The sequence below is a fragment of the Bacteroides xylanisolvens genome (assembly GCF_018289135.1).
Classification (GTDB): Bacteria; Bacteroidota; Bacteroidia; order Bacteroidales; family Bacteroidaceae; genus Bacteroides; species Bacteroides xylanisolvens.
Window position 1 is genome coordinate 583,985 of record NZ_CP072216.1, and the last position, 17,150, is coordinate 601,134.

The following is a 17,150-nucleotide window of genomic DNA, read 5'->3' on the forward strand; positions in this document are numbered from 1 at the left end:
CGCTCTCTTTTTTTATGCCCTTTTCAATTCTCCAACCGTCAGTTGGAGATTTACCCCGACCGGACAATTTCAGACAGCGCAGGACAAATTCGGACAGTCCTTGCCGCCCGTCCAAATATAGCATATTTAGTCGCTACCTTTGGGCGGGACTATTCCCGTAACCACTAAAATTCCAATTATTTATGGCAAACAGAATGACCCCACCCGCAGAGGGGCAGGAAAAAGACGTGCTGCTGGTCTTGGATAAACAGCAGGGAAAGGTGAGTGCCGTTAAGGGTATCGACAAGGACGGCAATTTGCAGACCGTGCCACCCACTACCGGACACGGCGGCGAGTTCATGCAGGTGGACAAGAACAGCGATGTGTTCAGCAACTTCATTTCCAACTTCTACCGCAAGTATCAGGACACTTCCGGGCTGGAACTGTTCAGCGTCAAGGCTTCCGAAGCGGAGCAGGACGCAAAGGCAATCGAGGACAACCACCGCAACCCTACACCGGAGGGTGACAAGCGGGCTGAAATGCTTCGAGTTCCGAAGCCCGACTTCCACGAGTTCAAGCAGGGCTACCGCTTCGACCCGTCAAAAATCGACTGGGAGAACCTGAAAAAAGTCGGCATCACCGCCGACACCCTGAAAAACACGAGGGACTTCGACCGGGTGATGCGTGGCTACAAGTCCCGCAACACCTACACCGTTTCGGGGACGGTGGGCGGCTTCTACCTCAAACCTACCGATGTCAAGCTCTCTTTCTATCAGGCAAAGGACGGCACGGTAGTACCCAAGCTACACGGCATGCAGCAGGACGAGAAACTGTTACAACGCCCGTTCCATGAACACGAGTTCACCAAGCAGGAACAGGGCAACTTGCAAGGCACTGGCAACTTGGGCGGCATCGCTGAAATCAAAGACCCGAAAAGCGGCGAGCAAATCCCCGTGTTCGTCAGCCGGGACAGGTACACGCACGAACTGGAGTATATGCGGGCTGACAAGTGGAAATGCCCCGATACAATCTGTAACGTGCAAGTCAGCCCGGAACAGAAAGCCGCCTTTGAAGCCGGGCAAGCGGTGAAAATGGAAAACCTGCAATTCAGAGACGGCACGCAGCGCAGTGCCTATTTGCAGGTCAGTGCGGTGGAGCGTGGCTTGGAGTTCCTGCCCCGTGCCGCCGTCCAGTTCTTGCAGCAGGGACAGCAGCCCGCAGAGCAGCAGGTCGCCGGGCTAAAGGACGGTAAGGGCGTTGAGTTCAACGGTCATGTGCAGCCCGGCGCACAGGGCAAATCCCCCGACAAGGTGCAGCCGAAAGACGTTACCCCCGCCGCCGAGAGCCGGACGCAGGTAGCGGTCAATTCGGGGGGCAAGACCAACGAAGCCACCAAGCAGGGCAAAGAGCCGTTGAAACAGGGTCAGGACAAGCCCACCGCCAAGCAGAAAGAGAAGCAGGAGAAAGTGCAGGACAAGAGCCTGAAAGCTGACAAGCCCAAGAAGTCCAGAGGAATGAAAATGTAATATCCACCATTAAAAAGTAAAGAATTATGATTGCATTGATAGCAGAAAAGCCCAGCGTGGCAAAGGACATCGCCCGCATCATCGGTGCGACCGGACGTAATGACGGTTATCTTTCCGGCAACGGGTATATGGTGGCATGGGCGTTCGGCCACTTAATCCAGCTTGCCATGCCGGAAGCCTACGGCGTGGCGAACTTCCGCAGGGAGAGCCTGCCCATACTGCCGCCCGATTTCCAGCTAATCCCCCGTCAGGTGAAAGCGGAGAAAGGCTACAAGGCAGACCCCGGCGTGCTGAAACAGTTGAAAGTGATAAAGGAAGTGTTCGACCGGTGCGACCGGATTATTGTCGCCACCGATGCCGGGCGTGAGGGTGAGTTAATCTTCCGCTATATCTTCCATTACCTGAACTGCCGGAAACCATTTGTGCGCCTGTGGATAAGTAGCCTTACCGACAAGGCAATCCGTGAGGGGCTGGATAACTTGCAGCCGGGAGAGCGTTACGATAACCTCTACCTCTCTGCCAAGTCCCGCAGCGAAGCGGACTGGCTGATAGGGATAAACGCCACCCAAGCGTTGAGCGTTGCCGCCGGGCAGGGGGTGTTCTCGCTGGGCAGGGTGCAGACACCCACGCTCGTGATGATATGCAGCCGCTATTTGGAGAACAAGAATTTCGTACCCGCCAAGTTTTGGCAACTCAAAGCGGCGACCGCCAGCGGGGGAATAAATTTTACCGCCCAATCGACCGCCAAGTGGGAACAGCAGCCCGAAGCCATAGCCGTCCTGCAACGGGTAAAGGATGCCGGGCAACTTGTGGTTAAATCCGTTGAGAGGAAAGAAGCCTGCCAAGAACCGCTGCTTTTGTACGACCTTACCACGCTGCAAAAGGAAGCGAACACGAAGTTGAACTTCTCGGCTGACAAGACGCTTTCCATAGCGCAAAGCCTGTATGAAAAGAAAGTGATGTCCTACCCAAGAACCGGAAGCCGCTATATTCCGGAGGACGTTTTCGATGAAATGCCGGAACGTGTCGCCCTGTTAGGGCAATACCCCCGCTTTGCCGGGTATGCCGCCGGGCTGGACGGCACACCCCTGAACCGCCGCAGCGTGAATGACGGCAAAGTGACCGACCACCACGCCTTAATCATTACCGAGAACCTGCCCGGCGAACTTTCCAAAGACGAGCGGGCGGTTTACGAGCTGGTAGCCGGGCGTATGCTGGAAGCCTTTTCGGGCAAGTGCGTGAAAGACGTTACCACCGCCTTGCTGTCAGGGGGAGATACCGACTTCACGGTGAAAGGGTCTGTGATGAAAGAAGCCGGGTGGCGTGCCGTGTTCGGCGAGCAGGAAACGGGCGGGGATGAAGAAGCCGCCAGCCTGCCGCCACTCCAAGAGGGAGAATATTTGCCACTCTCCGGCGTGGATCTGCTCGAAAAGCAGACCAAGCCGAAACCGCTGCACACGGAAAGCAGCCTGTTGGCGGCAATGGAGAACGCAGGCAGGGAACTGGAAGATGCCGAACTGAAAGCCAGCCTGAAAGATGCCGGGATAGGCACGCCCGCCACCCGTGCGGCGATTATCGAAACGCTGTTCGCCCGCCAGTACATCGTGCGTGAGAAGAAGAACCTTGTGCCTACCGACAAGGGGCTTGCCGTTTACAAGATAGTCAAGGACAAGAAGATTGCCGATGTCGAAATGACGGGCATGTGGGAAACCGCCCTTGCCAAGATAGAAGCGGGCAGCATGGATGCCGACACGTTCCGGAAGGGCATCGAGGTGTACGCAACGCAAATCACCGCAGAACTGCTATCGGTGCAGCTATCTGTCGCTACTGGTGAAACCTGCCCCTGCCCGAAATGCGGCAGCGGGCGCATCCTGTTCTACCCGAAAGTGGCGAAGTGTTCCAACGTGGACTGCACGCTTACCATATTCCGCAACAAGTGCGACAAGCAGCTTTCCGACAAGCAGATTGTCGAGCTGGTGACGAAACGCAAGACCGGGTTAATCAAGGGCTTCAAGGGCAAGAACGGCAAGGCTTTCGATGCTTCGCTGGTACTGGACGAGCAGTTCAATGTCGGTTTTTCATTCCCCGAAAAGAAAGCGAAACCGAAGAAATAGCCTATCTTTGCCGCTGAAATTTCATTGTGATAGGTTTTACAGCTTATAATAATTGAAATTTTAGTGGTTGCGCCCGGAGGGAAACCGGGCGCATTTTTTATATGTTCCCGCCAAACAGGTAGGTCGAACAGACCACCCCGTTATCCAGCACCCTGCTTTCCGAGAGCTTCCACAGCGAGCCGGATGTTTCCCCGACAAAACCGATGCCTTTGCCCGCCATGACCGGGACGGTGTAGATTGTCAGGCTGTCCAGCAGTCCGGCTTTAATCAATGAAGTAAGCAGCTTGCCGCCACCCACCACCAGCATGTCGGTTTCCTGTTTCAGTTCATAAACCCTTTGCAGCGGTTCTTCGGTCAGGAACTCCACCCCGCAGTCCGGTGTAACGTTGGTGTCGTAGTGTGACACCACAAAAGACCGTTTGCTTTTGTGCGGCCACCCGCCCCAGTGTTCAAAGATGTAGTTGTAGGTGTTCGCCCCCATAAGCAGGCAGCTTGCGGCGGCGTGTTCCCTTGCCGCCAGTTCCTTGACCTCACGGGGCATCCAGTCCAGTTCATAGTCCGGCGTGGCGGTATGCCCGTCCAGCGATACGGCGATGTGCGCTTTGATTTGTTCCATATTATCAGGTATTAAAGTGATATAAATCCCTACTGTCTTGGCACGTTAGCCGCAACCCCAAAAAAGAAAGCGTGGCATGACGCTGTTTCGATGCGAGGTACTGGCATACCCAAATGTGGAAACAGTGCAGCCACGCTATGACAAACGCATAGCATATCCTGCGCTGAATATCCCCACATTTTGAAAAGTGCCAGTTTTCGCATCGGGACGTTCGGCGAACGTATATGTTATATATAAAGGCAATATTCCGGCAACCGCCGTCCAACTGCCGTTACTTTTCCGTGTAACTTCTGCAAAGTTAAGCAAATACCCTGAAAAATCACGTGCAAACAGAAAAAATCCTGCCGTGTTATCACAACAGGGCAGGACACAAGCACCTAAAAATACACAAGTTCAGCCCATACGCCTACGGGCAGCTTGCGTTCCTTTGAAGATTATATGAACCGATGACAAAACAGCTTTGGTTCGCCGTGTCTTTGGTGATGATGTCCCTTTCCCGCATGAAGCGGATATAGCTCTTTGCGGTGCGCTCCTTGATGTCCAATACCTGCTGCAACTGCTCGCAAAGGTCTATGTAGGTGATGCGTGTCTGCCGCCCGAAGATGTCACGTGCGACATTCACCAGTTCCCTTTCCTTGCGCTTCTCCTTTTCCTCACGGGGCTTCTCGCCCTTGTACACGTGCATCCCCGCTTCCTTGTCCCATGCAAAGAGCATCAAAGGAACGTCCAACGGGCTTCCGTCCCTTACTTTCAAGGCTTTCACGACCGACTGGGCGGGTTCTTCGTCTTTCTCTATCGAAAGGATTGTAGCCGCCTTACGCTGCAACTCACTACCCAAATGTCCCCGCAGTTTCAATCCGTTGGGGACGAAGTGCAGCACGCACAGAATACACGTGTTGTAGATACCCGCCAGCCGATAAAGTTCATCTATCACCGCCACGCTTTCCGCTTCATCGTTGGCACTCTTAACAAGGTCTGCGATGCCGTCAATGACGACCAACTGGATGCCGCCGTACTGGTAGTAGAACTTGTCCATGCTTTGTACAATGGCGTTCAGGCGTTCTTTGCGTGACATGCCGGTAAGACAAAACGCTTTCAGTTCATCGGGTTTGTCCGGCTGTTTGGCACGTGCCAGCAGGTTGCTTACATTCTTGAACAGTTGCACTTCCGACTGTTCGGTGTCGTAGAGCAAGACCGCCTTGTGTTTGCCGTTGGCGGTTATCTGTATGCCCAGCGTATCTACTTCCGCACCAGCCGGGCAGATGCAGCCCGCCACGATTGCGGCTATATAATTGCTCTTTCCCGTTCCCTCGCCCCCGGTGATGCCGAACAGGTTGCCTTGTGTCCCCAGCGGAACGTCACCCGCCGAAATAATCTCTTGCGCTTTGGCGGGCGGGTTGTTGAAATCTATTTCGCATGATTTAAGCATAATCAATGTGTCGCTATACAGGTTGTCTAAAAATTCGATAAACAGTTTCAGGAAATCTTCACGGGTGTTCCCGGCTTTGAAGTAGTCGGATATGTCCTTTTCCTCTTTCGTTCCCGGAAGCGGGAGCAGCAGGCGTTTCACTCCAAATTCTTCCAGTAGTTTTTCCTGTTTGCATGAACTTTCCCTGCCCGTCTTGTCCATGTCAAAGAGCAGGACGATGTGCTTGAACCGGAATGTCAGCCGATAAACCAGCGTGGGCGGTATTGTCACCGTTTCGCTGTTGAAGCAGATAGCGTGAAAACCGTGCGCCGCCAGCGAAAGCACGTCTTTCTCGCCGCCCGTGATGAATAGCGTGTCGCCTTTGGCTGGCAGTTGTTCCAGCCCGAAACAGTAGTTCTCACCGAAGCTGCCGCCGTAGAGGAAACGGGGCGTGGAGAACGGGCGGTACAGCTTGATGTGCTGTTTGCCCTTGTAGCCGTACATGGGTTCTGCCACCGATGAAGTGTAGGTGTACGGTTTGCCCTCTGCCGTTTCACTGTTGTATTCCCGGAGCGAACAGACCTTGTAACGTTCCAGCAGTTCGGGCGTGATGCCGTACTGTTGCCAGTACACCAGTTCGGCAAGCGGGAACTTCTGTTCCCGGAACTGGTAGGGCTTGACGGGCTTTTCGGGCGTTTCTTCGGGTTTGTCCGGCACTGCCCGGCAGACGGTTGCCGGGGGAACGGAAACCGGAATGCCGGAAGCCAGCCCCAAGCCCAAATCCCGGTCGATGATTTCCAGTATCTCCACGAAGTCAGCCGCCCGGTTGCAGTCCAGCCCCTTTAACTGCCCCACGAGGAAGAAACAGTCGCCGCTGTAACTGTCGTTGCCGAAGTCTTTCATCTTGTAGATACCGCCCCGGCGGTCGAAATAGATGTTGCAGGAAGCCTTGCTGTCCTCGTACAGCGGGTTAAGGAAGTTGCGACCTATGCGCCAATTGCCGGGCAGGTAGTGTTTGAACACCGCCAGCCCGTTACTTGTTCTTTCTAAGATTTCCTCTTTCCTTAGCATACAACTGGTGGTTGGTTATCAGGTTGTCGATGTTCTCCTTGTTGCTCCTTATCAGGCGTTCTTCCAGCATCCGGCGTATCTCGCTGACCTTGTAGAAGTAGCGTCCCCTGATGTTGGAATAGGCGATAGTTCCCGACACCCGCAGGCGTTGCAGGGTCTTTTCGCTTATTTTCAGGAACGTGCAGACCTCGTAGCTGTCCACCCACATGTCTTCCTCGCTTTGCCTTGCCGTTTCCATGTGGTTGAAGATGTAGTCGGCAATGGCGGTAATCTTGTTGTCCAGTTCCTTGTAGGCTTTGGACTCGAATGTTATTATTTCCATAACGGTAACTGATTGATTTGCCGCAAAGTTCGGGTGTCCTGAAAAATAAAACGCCACAGATGTACCCACCTGTGGCGAAATAAATTTTGTTAAAGCACGGTTGCCTAATCCTGCTCCCTCATGCGCATCAGCAACCTGTCTTTCAGGGTGGAGAGGAAGCCCGTTCGGTCTTTGGTCTTGGCTTTTAGTTCCATGTAGGTGTGGTAGAAGTCGCCGAGGTCGATGTCGAACACGTATTCAAAGTAGGCTACAATCTCCTTAATATCAACCGTCCCCTTGTTCAGACAGCCGCAGGCGTCCAGTGCGTAGATAAGTTCCACCAACGCCCTTTTCGTCCCCGTCCAGCGCAACACCTTTCCCATGAAGCCGTTCTTCACCCGCTTGCGTTGTTCCCGGCGTTCCAGCTCGTGCAGACGGTTGGTGAGGTATATTTCCAGCAGTTCGTTGGCTAAAATCTTGGCTACCTTGAAATCGTGACTGGTGCTGAACTGTGGGTCTGTTTCGTAATAGAAACTGTCCACGATGATTTGTATGTCAGGCTTCCCACGCATGAAATACTGCCTGTCCAAGTAGGTGGCTTTCGTTCGGTGGTACTGGTAGAACGCCAAGTTCCGCTGGAACGACTTTGAAATCCGGTCGGTTTCCGACAGCAGGTAGTCCCTTTGCACTTCCTCGCTGCCGCTGGGGAAGCGCACCTCTATCTTGTAAACGGTGTTGTAATAGATGATTTTGCTCGCTAAAAGCGGTTTCAGTTCCTTGAAGAAGTGTATTTCCTCTTCCGTGCTGGCGAACGGGTAGGAGATTATAAAGTTTTTGAGTTCGCCCAGTATCTCTTGCAGGTAGTCCACGCACAGGCGGCAGAGCGTCAGCGTGTCCGCTGCGGTGTCCTCGTATTCCTGTATCTGCCATTCCACTTTTTGAAGCAGTCCGGCGAAGTATGTTTCCAACGGTATCTTATGTTCCATAACCTTGTGCTTATCTTTTATGAAGCACAAAGTTACGGGCATAAAAAATCTGTTTTATTCTTGATTTTTCACATTACGTTCTTGTAACTGTGCATTTTCTTGTTTCCTGCGCTTTTCTGCGTATCTCGCCCGGTGTGTCCAGCAAGTAAGCCTTGCAGAAGTCGTTCAGGTTCGATGTCGATGCGAACCCGGTGGTGAACGCCACTTCCGTAAGCGTGAGGTTGGTGTTCTTCAGGTAGTGTTCCACGTCCTTTGCACGCTCCTTTATCACCCATTCCTTAGCCGTGTACCCGGTCATTTTCTTTACCTTCCGTCGGAACGAGCCGTATTCCATGCCGCATTTGTCCGCCAGTTGCTCGGCATCATAGACCATGTAGCCTTTCAGACGCACCATTTCGGTGAATGTCTGCCTGCCCAGCTCCGGCAGCATCCGTTCGGCGTGGCGCAGTTCCTTTTCCGTCACCAGCAGGCGGTTGTCCCTTACCGGGTTTCTCCGTAGCAGGTGGAAAGCGTGGCATACCGTGTTGTACACGTTGCAGAGGTACTGCCGTCCCGGTCGCATCCAGTGGAGCGCATCGCAGTAGGCGGTCAGTTCGGGTATCTCGTCCCGCTTGCGGTGCTGTTCCGCCAGTTCGTCCAGTATGGCGTAATGGGTGGTGGACATACCCAGCAGGATAATGATTGCCTTGTAGTCCTTGTATGCCGCCAGTGTCGGCGTTTCCGGCAGGCTTTTGAGCGTGTCGCACACGTGGGCGCACAGCCGCACGTCCTTGCTGAACGGTTCAAGTTCCAAGTAGTTGTCCATTTTCCGGCTGTTGTGCAGCAGCCATGTTACCTTTTCGTCCAGTTCCTTGCAGGACGCTTCCAACTCCGCTTCGGGAGCGGGAAGCAATAATGATGTAATCCGTTGTTCCATATCTGAATAAATTGATTTGTTTTCTGTACGTTACCCGGTAGCCCATAGCCAAAACTTTTGGATTAGCCGCCAAACCACGTGATAAAGGAACATGGCGGCAAGCATAAGAAAACCTGCCCGCAGGAAATATTCTTCAATGCGCTGCCAAACGCTCGTTTTTCGTTCGGGCATCAGTATGTCCGCCACTTCCTCAAAGGTCTTGCAGGCGAAAATCGCTTGCCGGAACTCGTCTGCGCTGTTCCAGCATTCTTCCTTGAACCACCGTGTCTTGGGGTATCGTTCCGCTACCAGTTCTTGCAGTTTTCGTAGTGGGAACGGTTCGGGGTTGTCCCCGTACTCGTATTCAATGGAAATCACACGTCCCTGCATCCTGATACAATATCCGAATATCCCTTGCCACTTCACTTTGTGCGCCCCCTTTTCAACATATTTCGTCCCGGTTGCATCCACTACAATGTAGTTCTTCCGCTTCTTCAACAACTCGGTATTGGTCGTTGTGTACAGTTCTTCCTTGCGAAACACGTATATCATGTTGCCTTTGGGGGCAAAGCTGAATATCGGGTATTTAAGTCGGGCTTTCATTGTAAATAGTCTATTGTTTTATAAAAGCAAAATAAAGGAGGGTAACACCTACCACAACCCCGAAAAAGATACAACCTGTAATAATGAAAGCCCAATCGGGGTAATGGAAATCAAGTTCTTCATAAGGAATGGCAGTTTTCTTTATACATCTGTTCCATACCCATATCAGAACTTTTCCAAATCTATTTACTGTGATAAGGTTACTCATATTGATTAATGGTTTAGCAGGGAACGGCTTGTCCGTTATCCTGCTTCGTTAACATCATATTTTATTCTCATTCCAGTGTACCATATCAATACACCATAATAACAAGGTCTTTTTGCGCTTCAACGGCTTCATCGAAAATGAAATTCAAGTCGTCCATTTCCTGCTCGTAATCATAATCTCCGATACCGTTACCCTCTTGTAGTGAGGTGTATTCCGTCCGCTTGCTCTCCAAATCTGAAATGGGTATGCTGATGATATAGGGAAAATCACTGCTCAATGGAATAGGGATGAATGTACTTTGGCTATCCAATTGCCAAAGGTTTTCCGCACAGTAGATTTGCGTTCCATAATGGTTGCAAATCTTTTCATATACATACCCGTACATGAAAGCAATTTCGGGATAACGGATTTCTCCGTTCACTATATCTGCCAACGCTGCATAAGCATCTTTATCCGTGTTCAGGCTATCGCTGAAATAATCGTTCAGAGTGTCAAGTTCCTGCTTCAACGCAACCTTTAATTGGTTTATAAGCTGATTATCACAAGTTCCATAAACAGACTTTACCTTATCGGCTTCTGTCAAATATGCACAAACAGAGTAACTCATACCTTTTCTTCATTTAATATTGTCATTCCAGTGTACCATGTCGTATGGATAGTAGGGCAACCCTTTCAGGCTGCTATCATCCAGCCCCAAGACCTTGACCAATGCACCGCTTTCAAAACACCAATAACCGTCATGGTTGATACCATATTTATGGTCGTCATGCCAAGATAAATCAGAATGTCCTCGATACCATTCTTTTTTGAGGTATTTTTCCAATCGTTTCACCGCTTCTGCTTTGTCTTGTTCAGCCAACTCTGTAACAGTGATAGCAATTCGATAGGGTGACGGATATAATACTTGGTTTGTTGTCCTTTCCCAATCAGGAAATCTGTATCTAATCAATGTATCATAAATATAGTCTTTAGCTTCTCTGTCTTTTATCAGTTGCACCAGACCATGTATAAGGTCGTCTTCGTAATCCAACATAATGCCTATTGACAGAAGCCACAACATTTCAATATAAAATCCGTTGTCCGTCCAAAATCTCGGCATTGTTTTGAGGGCTTTCACATAATTGTTTTTCAGCTTATCAATATCCTGTCCCATAGAATACTGTACTAATAAATAACGAAGCCTATAATTGAACAAAGAATCGTAACCTATATGTTTTCCTGAAAGATGCATTTGTTCATAATAACTAATATCTTCATCATACATTTTCAGTTGCTTCAAATACTGTTCTTCTGTAAAAAGTTTATCTCTTGTTTCCATTATGGTACACTGCTTTTTGATGTTAATGGTTCAGCAGGGAACGGCTTGTCCGTTATCCTGCGTTGTTATCAACCTATTTTAACCTCAAAGTTTATCAGACTCTTTGAATCTGCCGATTGTTTGGGTATTAATATCAATGTATGGAAGCGTCTTAACTATCCTGACATTTTCAATGCTTTCAGTTCCACCCATTGCCAACAGTGGAGAATATCCGAAACACTCGTCAAAGCCCGGCGTACCTATTTTCTCTTGCATTACAGGATAATCTTCCAAATCAAACCAGCCTTTCAAGGTGCTTCTGTTGAAAATTATTTTATTTAGCAGCAATGTGAGATTGTCAGGGAGTATTAAATATGTTCCATATCTGATATTCAGATAAACGATGTAATTATCTAATTGGGGGTTCTTTACATAGGCAAAGACATCACCGAAAGCTGTGCACATGAATGGTAAAAACGACATATCATAGTCCATGACATAGCAAGAGTTCATCACATCTTGGTAATCGGACGGATTGATGATTTTAATCATTCCGTCACAATAACTACCCAATCCGACTTCCTGCCATAAGGTAGTCAGTTCGGCATAAGACAAATCGGCATATTTAGCAATAAAGGAATCATCTATCGCTTGTCTGATACTATTGAGGTTCTTTTCTAAAAAATTCTCGTACATATTTGTGCGCTTTATGGTTGATAATGGGTTGTAGCTAATCGCCATTTTAAGGCGATTGAGGTGCGTGTTAGTGTTTATTCCTTGCAATTTTAAGAATCTATTCAGTAGTAATATCAAAATCTTGTTCATTTCTCCATACTATCCTAAGATAATCACCTTTTATTAAACCTTTATCACGGTAATATCTAACTATTTCAGAGGGCGACCAATCCCTGCCATTGGAAAATAATGTTCCGATTTCCATTAACTTTTGAAAAAGAGCTGCACGCTTTTCAACATCATCAATAGGCATAGAAATAGAATAATATGGTTCTACTTTTTCAAATCCAAGACTGATAAGTTCATTCTTAAAATTATCATTATCATTGACAAGCAATATATTATTTCCTGCCAATTCTATAGCAACGACTTTATCTTTTAATTTTTCATTCATCATATTAAACACTAATTTTTCGATAAACGCACCTTATGGTGTAGTTCCTATTCACTATTAAATCATTGCCTAATCATCATCCAAACAATCCAGCGGATTGGGGATTTTTGCTTTATAGGCGTTCGATACGTGCAGATAAATTGCTGTTGTTTTTATATCGGTATGTCCCATAAGTTCCTGTATGGTTCTTAGGTCTGTCCCTTGTTCCAGCAGGTGGGTGGCGAACGTGTGCCGGAGCATGTGCAGGTGTACCCGATGCTTTATTCCGGCTTTCCTTGCCGCTTCTTTCAATATCTTAACCAATGCGCTGGGTGAGTATTGTTCGCCTGCCTGTTCGCCCTCAAAAAGCCATTTTTGCGGTCTGTATTCCCGGTAGTAATCCCTTAGTTCGTTGAGCAGCTTTTCCGACAGTAGGGAATACCTGCACTTCTTGCCTTTCCCGGCAATCCTGATTAGCATCCGTTCGCTGATGATGTCTTGGGGTGTCAGGTTCAGAAGTTCGCTTCGACGTAGCCCGGCAGAGTAAATGAGAGAAATCATGCACCTGTGTTTCCGATTGGATAACTGTGCGAAGATGCTTTTCATTTCTTCCCGGCTTAATACTTCGGGCAATGCCTTGTACTCTTTTGCACGGGCTATCCCGCCATAATATTGCCGCTTGCCTTTCCGGACTTTCTCGTAATAGAACTTGATAGCGTTGATACGCATATTCTGCTGGGTGGCGGATATGTGCTTTTCCTTTACCATGTGGAGCATATAGCTGTTTATGTCCTCGACCGTCAGCAGGTCAAGGTCTTGCCCCTTGTGGTATTCCATGAAGTCGCTGAAATAGATTTTATAGGCTTTTATGGTGGAAAGGCTGTACCGCTTCTGTTCCAGCAGTTCGAGGTAGCCTTTCGGCAGTGTGTATTCCCTTTTGGGTTTTGGATGCCGCACGTAAACCCGGCTGTAATCAATATAGGCGTGGGGCGAATAGCGGTCGTAGAAATCCGGCAGTTTAAAAGCGGTGGCAGGCATGTAGGCAGAACTGTTGCCTGCCTTTTCTACGTCCGTATCTTGGGCGAGCAGCAGGGCGACAGCCTGACTGTTTACATACTCTATTCGTATGTAGTCCGCACCGTTTCTTTCTTCCTTGTACAGAACGATGCTTCCTCTCTGTTTCTGAACCTTATCCATGTCGCTGAATTTTGCTTCGCTCCAAAGATAAGATAAAAATATCACTTTTTGAACATCTGTTCAAAAATAATAGAGGTTAAAAAAACAAAAGAGTATCAGGCTTTAAGCAGCGAATAGATATGGCGAAAATTTTCTGCCAGTTCGTCCACGTTCAGACCGTTCAGAAATGCTTGTTCGTATGACAGTCCTAAAAACATTTGCCGGAACATGATAGCCGTTTTCTTCACGTCCGTGTCACTCCTGATTTCCCCGCTTTCTTTTGCTTTCTGTATGACTTTCTCCCATAGGTCATAGTCTTGTCGGTAGATTTTCTCAATTTTCTGCCTGATGCCCGGATAGTACATACGCACTTGTGACAGAAAGTGAAAGTAGTAGAAGTTAGGACTACAATCATGCGGGCTGCTATTATCACCAATCAGTTCAACAATCCTTTTCATGGAAGCGGCTACCCCCGCCACGTATTGCCCGATGAACTCCGCCAACGTATCGGCAGGAGCGGCAAACTTGTTTTCCGGTTCGTGCATTTGCAACACGTATTTGTCCGCCACAGCCATGAATAAATCCAGCTTGTGCGGAAAATAATAAACGATACCCGTTTTTGTCACCCCGCAGGCTTTGGCAAGCGTGATGATGCTTGCTTTCTCGTAGTTCATCCTGACAAATACGCCGAACGCTTTATCTATTACTTCTTCACGGTTAGTTATTATCATACACGTTTGTTTTTAATCGGTTACGAAGATACGGATTTTGTTTTAAGCATTTGTACCCCAGTGCTTTTTTTTAGTGCAAGGTGCAAGTATATATTTATATATATAGCTTGCACCTTGCACTAACCCAAAAATATTTATTATCAGATATTTGCGAGTTTCAAAAGAAAGCCGTATCTTTGAACCCGAAAGTTAGGCAGACAAACAGCGGTCAAAGTTGGACAAACCCAACATCTGAAAATCGTTACTGTTTCGTTACCTATTTGAAATTTTGAAAGCAAAGTAGCTGAAATATAAGCGGTTAGGGTTGTAGGTTCAAAACCCTCCCTCTCCGCAATAAACGCTGAAAATCAGCAAATTGCAAAGCAAACACCCAATTTTACACCCAAGAATGTAAAGTTGGGTGTTTTTGTATTATTTAAGCCTTTGGTATTATGCTTTGGTTACCGGAATGTATTTTTCTTGCGGATAGTCTATTTCGGTACATTCAATCCTGAAATCTTGTAATCTTCGTTTGATGATGCCGATGCCACTAATAATGAGGTCTTCTTTAAGATGACTGTTCGCAATGAGTTCTTCATATCTCTGAAAAAAGAACATTCGTATCCCTTCAAACCGCTGAATGCCACAAACGCATTAGGATTGCATGGATGTCCGGTAAAATCGCATTGTATAAATGCTCTCATTGTTTCAAATATTCTAAGAGATTATCTAAATCTTCAATTGGCTTCTCCTTGTAATCTAAGCAACCATTCTTTAGTTTCTTCTTGAATTCCTCCGTGTGGTCTTGGCTGTTCCACTCTTCACGTTCTTTCAGACTCTTTGCAAGTATGTCACTTGGATAGTAGCAAGTGACATTATGATTGCCAGTCTTATCTTGCTTTTCCCAGATTCCTTCATAGATAGTCTTGCCGGGAAAATCTAAATCATTCACCGGCATCGTATGATAGCTGCCGCATTTCGGGCATTTCTGCGGAGCACTGAGTGCCATACAATTATATTCTATATCCAAAGCTTTGAATATATGTTCACAATTGTCACAAATAAAAATAGATGTATCTCTAAGCATAATCGATTCTCCTTTCTTTAATGGTTGTTTATATTTCTTGGAATAATAATTCTTCTATTGCCGACAAATAATGACAAATCCCTATCTTTCTTCATAATGCTACGCCTTTTATCGTTTTGCATTGCAAAGTAAGATAGGGAGGGGGACAAAAGTCTCCGAATTGTTTGGTCAAAATAGAATTTTACAGTTAATTTTCTCCTTTTATAATTCTAATAGCAGGTTCCCATCCGGCTTCTGCTGCCTTATAGAGATATTCTGTAGATAATTCACTGTTCCGTTCAACTCCGACACCTTCTTGATACATCCAAGCCAAATGGAACATGGAGTCTGGCTCTCCCAGTTCTGCTGCCTTTTGAAACCAGCGGGCTGCTTCCTTTTCATTTTTTTCAACTCCCAATCCGTTCAGATAACAATTACCGATGCAGAAGTATGGTTCAGTGCTTTCTTCATTTGCCGCCTTCAAGAAGTAATTAAAAGCTTTGTTATAATCAGTAGGTATCCCTCCAAGACCGTGTTGATAGACAATGCCTATATTATGGTAAGCTCTCAAATATCCCTGGCTGGTAGCTTTTTCATACCAGTATAGTGCAACTTTTATATCTTGTTCCACACCTTCACCACGCCGATAGCAAACACCTAATTCATACTGGGCTTCAGGAACTCCACGCTGTGCAGCATCGCTGAAGCATGCAACGGCTTTGTCTATATCCTGTTCAGTGCCCATTCCATGGATATAGCACAGGCCAAGCTCATACTTAGCTTCCGGTACTTCGTCCGCAGCTACTAAAAAACGCTCAAAAGCTTGTTCATCGCTTTGGTATATTCCAAGACCTTCTTTATAGCATACTCCTTCATAATAGAAGGCTTTCATATGACCTAAAGCGGTTGCTCCTCGCAATGAGTAAAATCCTTTTTTCTGCTTTTGGGGCTTCTCGCTAGATAGTAGCTCCAGTCCTTCGTTTAATAGCTTTTCAGCGGTACTCTCGTTTTCCATATTTTTAAGAATGATAACGTATTGTTTTTTTATGTGGTTCGATATTGTTCAATGTTTTTTGTTAAATTTGATATATAATGTGAGCTATATCGAACTCGTGTTATATTGTATAGTTGAGCAATTAAGCAGCAATTCCAAATTGTGCTTTCAAGTCACAATACTTTATTGACACTTCATCACTATACTCTTTTACTTTCTCTAAAGAGCCGCAATTCACAATTTTCTTTTCGCAAATTTCTCTTAATATAATGGTGCAATTCTTTATAAAATATAAATATTTTTCAGGTATTTCTTCATAAGAGGAGTATTCTTTTGCGACTTCTTCTGTGAAATCTTCGATAAATGGCACATATTTACTCTTTAAGTCACTGAATATTCCAGAAATATTATCTAAAGTCATTTGTAACTCATTCATCCGATTGAGTTCATTTTTCATTTCTGCTAATACATTATTAGCCTCATCTTTAAACTTTTCTGATTCATCATGCAACTTCTTTAAATCTTTTATAGATTTAAAAATGTATAGCATAGGGGTTACAACCAAATAAGCATCATTAAGTTCATAGCCTAATTTCTCTAATTTTTTATGATGCTTCTCTACTATGTTAAAGTTATCTGATATGGGAAATTCTCTATAGTCTAACACTTCCAAAGGATAGTCTTTAATATCGCTTTTAATTCCAACTTTTATTAAAGCATCAGCCAATCTCTTTAAAACAGCTTCTTTAATGACCGCTTTGTTTTTATTGATTTCATCGATAGGATGTTGAATGTCTTTTAAAAGTAATTCTTCATGTTTAGACTTATAGTAGTTAAAATTCTGTTTTGCTTGGGCGATTCTTTTTTGAAGGATTTCCTTTTCCTTTTTCAGACTATTAGGTGTGCCAGTAAGTAATTTTCTTACTTTTTTTAGCTGTACTTCAACAAAACCATCTTCAGGAAATTCTATGTGTTTAGCTGCGTAAGCTGCGGCTCCTAAAGCTGCTTTTGCTGCAATACCAAAAACAATAGGTACAAATGCATTAGCAGCTATATTGGCTGCTCGTTTTGTTAAATTTTCTGCAATCATAA

At 46.7% G+C, this 17,150-nt stretch carries 19 protein-coding genes; 2 read left to right on the top strand and 17 right to left on the bottom strand.

Features of this window, described 5'->3' with window-relative positions; translation table 11 throughout:
• The first annotated feature begins 182 nt into the window (after positions 1-182).
• A complete protein-coding gene (locus INE92_RS02650) occupies positions 183-1,505 on the top strand; it encodes a DUF3945 domain-containing protein (RefSeq protein WP_211421289.1) in 1,323 nt (440 codons plus the stop codon).
• 26 nt (positions 1,506-1,531) lie between these two features.
• Complete coding sequence (locus INE92_RS02655) at positions 1,532-3,619, top strand: type IA DNA topoisomerase (RefSeq protein WP_211421290.1); 2,088 nt, start codon at positions 1,532-1,534, stop codon at positions 3,617-3,619.
• Between the two features lie 97 nt (positions 3,620-3,716).
• Here the strand turns inward: INE92_RS02655 and INE92_RS02660 are convergent, their stop codons facing one another.
• The 17 genes from INE92_RS02660 to INE92_RS02740 form a co-directional block, all read right to left on the bottom strand.
• Positions 3,717-4,235 carry a dihydrofolate reductase family protein gene (locus INE92_RS02660; protein ID WP_004326099.1) on the bottom strand — a complete coding sequence of 173 codons (519 nt, stop codon included), beginning with the start codon at positions 4,233-4,235 and terminating at the stop codon, positions 3,717-3,719.
• Between the two features lie 406 nt (positions 4,236-4,641).
• Entirely contained in the window at positions 4,642-6,714 is a 2,073-nt protein-coding gene (locus INE92_RS02665; protein ID WP_211421291.1) for a bifunctional DNA primase/helicase, read from the bottom strand.
• Positions 6,677-7,105 carry a helix-turn-helix domain-containing protein gene (locus INE92_RS02670; protein ID WP_007845709.1) on the bottom strand — a complete coding sequence of 143 codons (429 nt, stop codon included), beginning with the start codon at positions 7,103-7,105 and terminating at the stop codon, positions 6,677-6,679. Before INE92_RS02670 ends, INE92_RS02665 begins: the two co-directional genes overlap by 38 nt.
• Before the next feature lie 35 nt (positions 7,106-7,140).
• Positions 7,141-8,043: an RteC domain-containing protein gene (locus INE92_RS02675; RefSeq protein WP_004326095.1), complete on the bottom strand. Its 903-nt coding sequence runs from the start codon at positions 8,041-8,043 to the stop codon at positions 7,141-7,143.
• Positions 8,044-8,074: 31 nt separating this feature from the next.
• Positions 8,075-8,917, bottom strand: a complete 843-nt coding sequence (locus INE92_RS02680; RefSeq protein WP_033572530.1) for a helix-turn-helix domain-containing protein — start codon at positions 8,915-8,917, stop codon at positions 8,075-8,077.
• Positions 8,918-8,947: 30 nt separating this feature from the next.
• Complete coding sequence (locus tag INE92_RS02685) at positions 8,948-9,499, bottom strand: hypothetical protein (RefSeq protein WP_004326093.1); 552 nt, start codon at positions 9,497-9,499, stop codon at positions 8,948-8,950.
• A gap of 10 nt (positions 9,500-9,509) precedes the next feature.
• The gene (locus tag INE92_RS02690; protein WP_005924149.1) at positions 9,510-9,707 is read right to left on the bottom strand and encodes a hypothetical protein; all 198 of its coding nucleotides are present in this window, start codon (positions 9,705-9,707) and stop codon (positions 9,510-9,512) included.
• Positions 9,708-9,792: 85 nt separating this feature from the next.
• Complete coding sequence (locus tag INE92_RS02695; RefSeq protein ID WP_211421292.1) at positions 9,793-10,314, bottom strand: DUF7691 family protein; 522 nt, start codon at positions 10,312-10,314, stop codon at positions 9,793-9,795.
• A gap of 9 nt (positions 10,315-10,323) precedes the next feature.
• Positions 10,324-11,025: a PoNe immunity protein domain-containing protein gene (locus INE92_RS02700; protein ID WP_007480240.1), complete on the bottom strand. Its 702-nt coding sequence runs from the start codon at positions 11,023-11,025 to the stop codon at positions 10,324-10,326.
• 84 nt (positions 11,026-11,109) lie between these two features.
• On the bottom strand, positions 11,110-11,700 hold the full coding sequence (locus tag INE92_RS02705; RefSeq protein ID WP_211421293.1) for a T6SS immunity protein Tdi1 domain-containing protein: 591 nt from the start codon (positions 11,698-11,700) through the stop codon (positions 11,110-11,112).
• A 97-nt stretch (positions 11,701-11,797) separates the two neighbouring features.
• Positions 11,798-12,136 carry a hypothetical protein gene (locus INE92_RS02710; RefSeq protein WP_211421294.1) on the bottom strand — a complete coding sequence of 113 codons (339 nt, stop codon included), beginning with the start codon at positions 12,134-12,136 and terminating at the stop codon, positions 11,798-11,800.
• A 66-nt stretch (positions 12,137-12,202) separates the two neighbouring features.
• The gene (locus INE92_RS02715) at positions 12,203-13,309 is read right to left on the bottom strand and encodes a tyrosine-type recombinase/integrase (RefSeq protein ID WP_117867094.1); all 1,107 of its coding nucleotides are present in this window, start codon (positions 13,307-13,309) and stop codon (positions 12,203-12,205) included.
• A gap of 95 nt (positions 13,310-13,404) precedes the next feature.
• Positions 13,405-14,019 carry a TetR/AcrR family transcriptional regulator gene (locus tag INE92_RS02720; protein ID WP_007845701.1) on the bottom strand — a complete coding sequence of 205 codons (615 nt, stop codon included), beginning with the start codon at positions 14,017-14,019 and terminating at the stop codon, positions 13,405-13,407.
• Positions 14,020-14,489: 470 nt separating this feature from the next.
• Positions 14,490-14,702, bottom strand: a complete 213-nt coding sequence (locus tag INE92_RS02725) for a hypothetical protein (protein WP_195435619.1) — start codon at positions 14,700-14,702, stop codon at positions 14,490-14,492.
• Positions 14,699-15,085 carry an FmdB family zinc ribbon protein gene (locus INE92_RS02730; RefSeq protein WP_212701943.1) on the bottom strand — a complete coding sequence of 129 codons (387 nt, stop codon included), beginning with the start codon at positions 15,083-15,085 and terminating at the stop codon, positions 14,699-14,701. The genes INE92_RS02725 and INE92_RS02730 overlap by 4 nt, the downstream gene beginning before the upstream one ends.
• A gap of 187 nt (positions 15,086-15,272) precedes the next feature.
• Positions 15,273-16,079, bottom strand: coding sequence for a tetratricopeptide repeat protein (locus INE92_RS02735; protein WP_212701945.1), 807 nt, complete (start codon positions 16,077-16,079; stop codon positions 15,273-15,275).
• Positions 16,080-16,200: 121 nt separating this feature from the next.
• Positions 16,201-17,148, bottom strand: coding sequence for a hypothetical protein (locus INE92_RS02740; RefSeq protein WP_195435630.1), 948 nt, complete (start codon positions 17,146-17,148; stop codon positions 16,201-16,203).
• Positions 17,149-17,150: the final 2 nt, after the last annotated feature.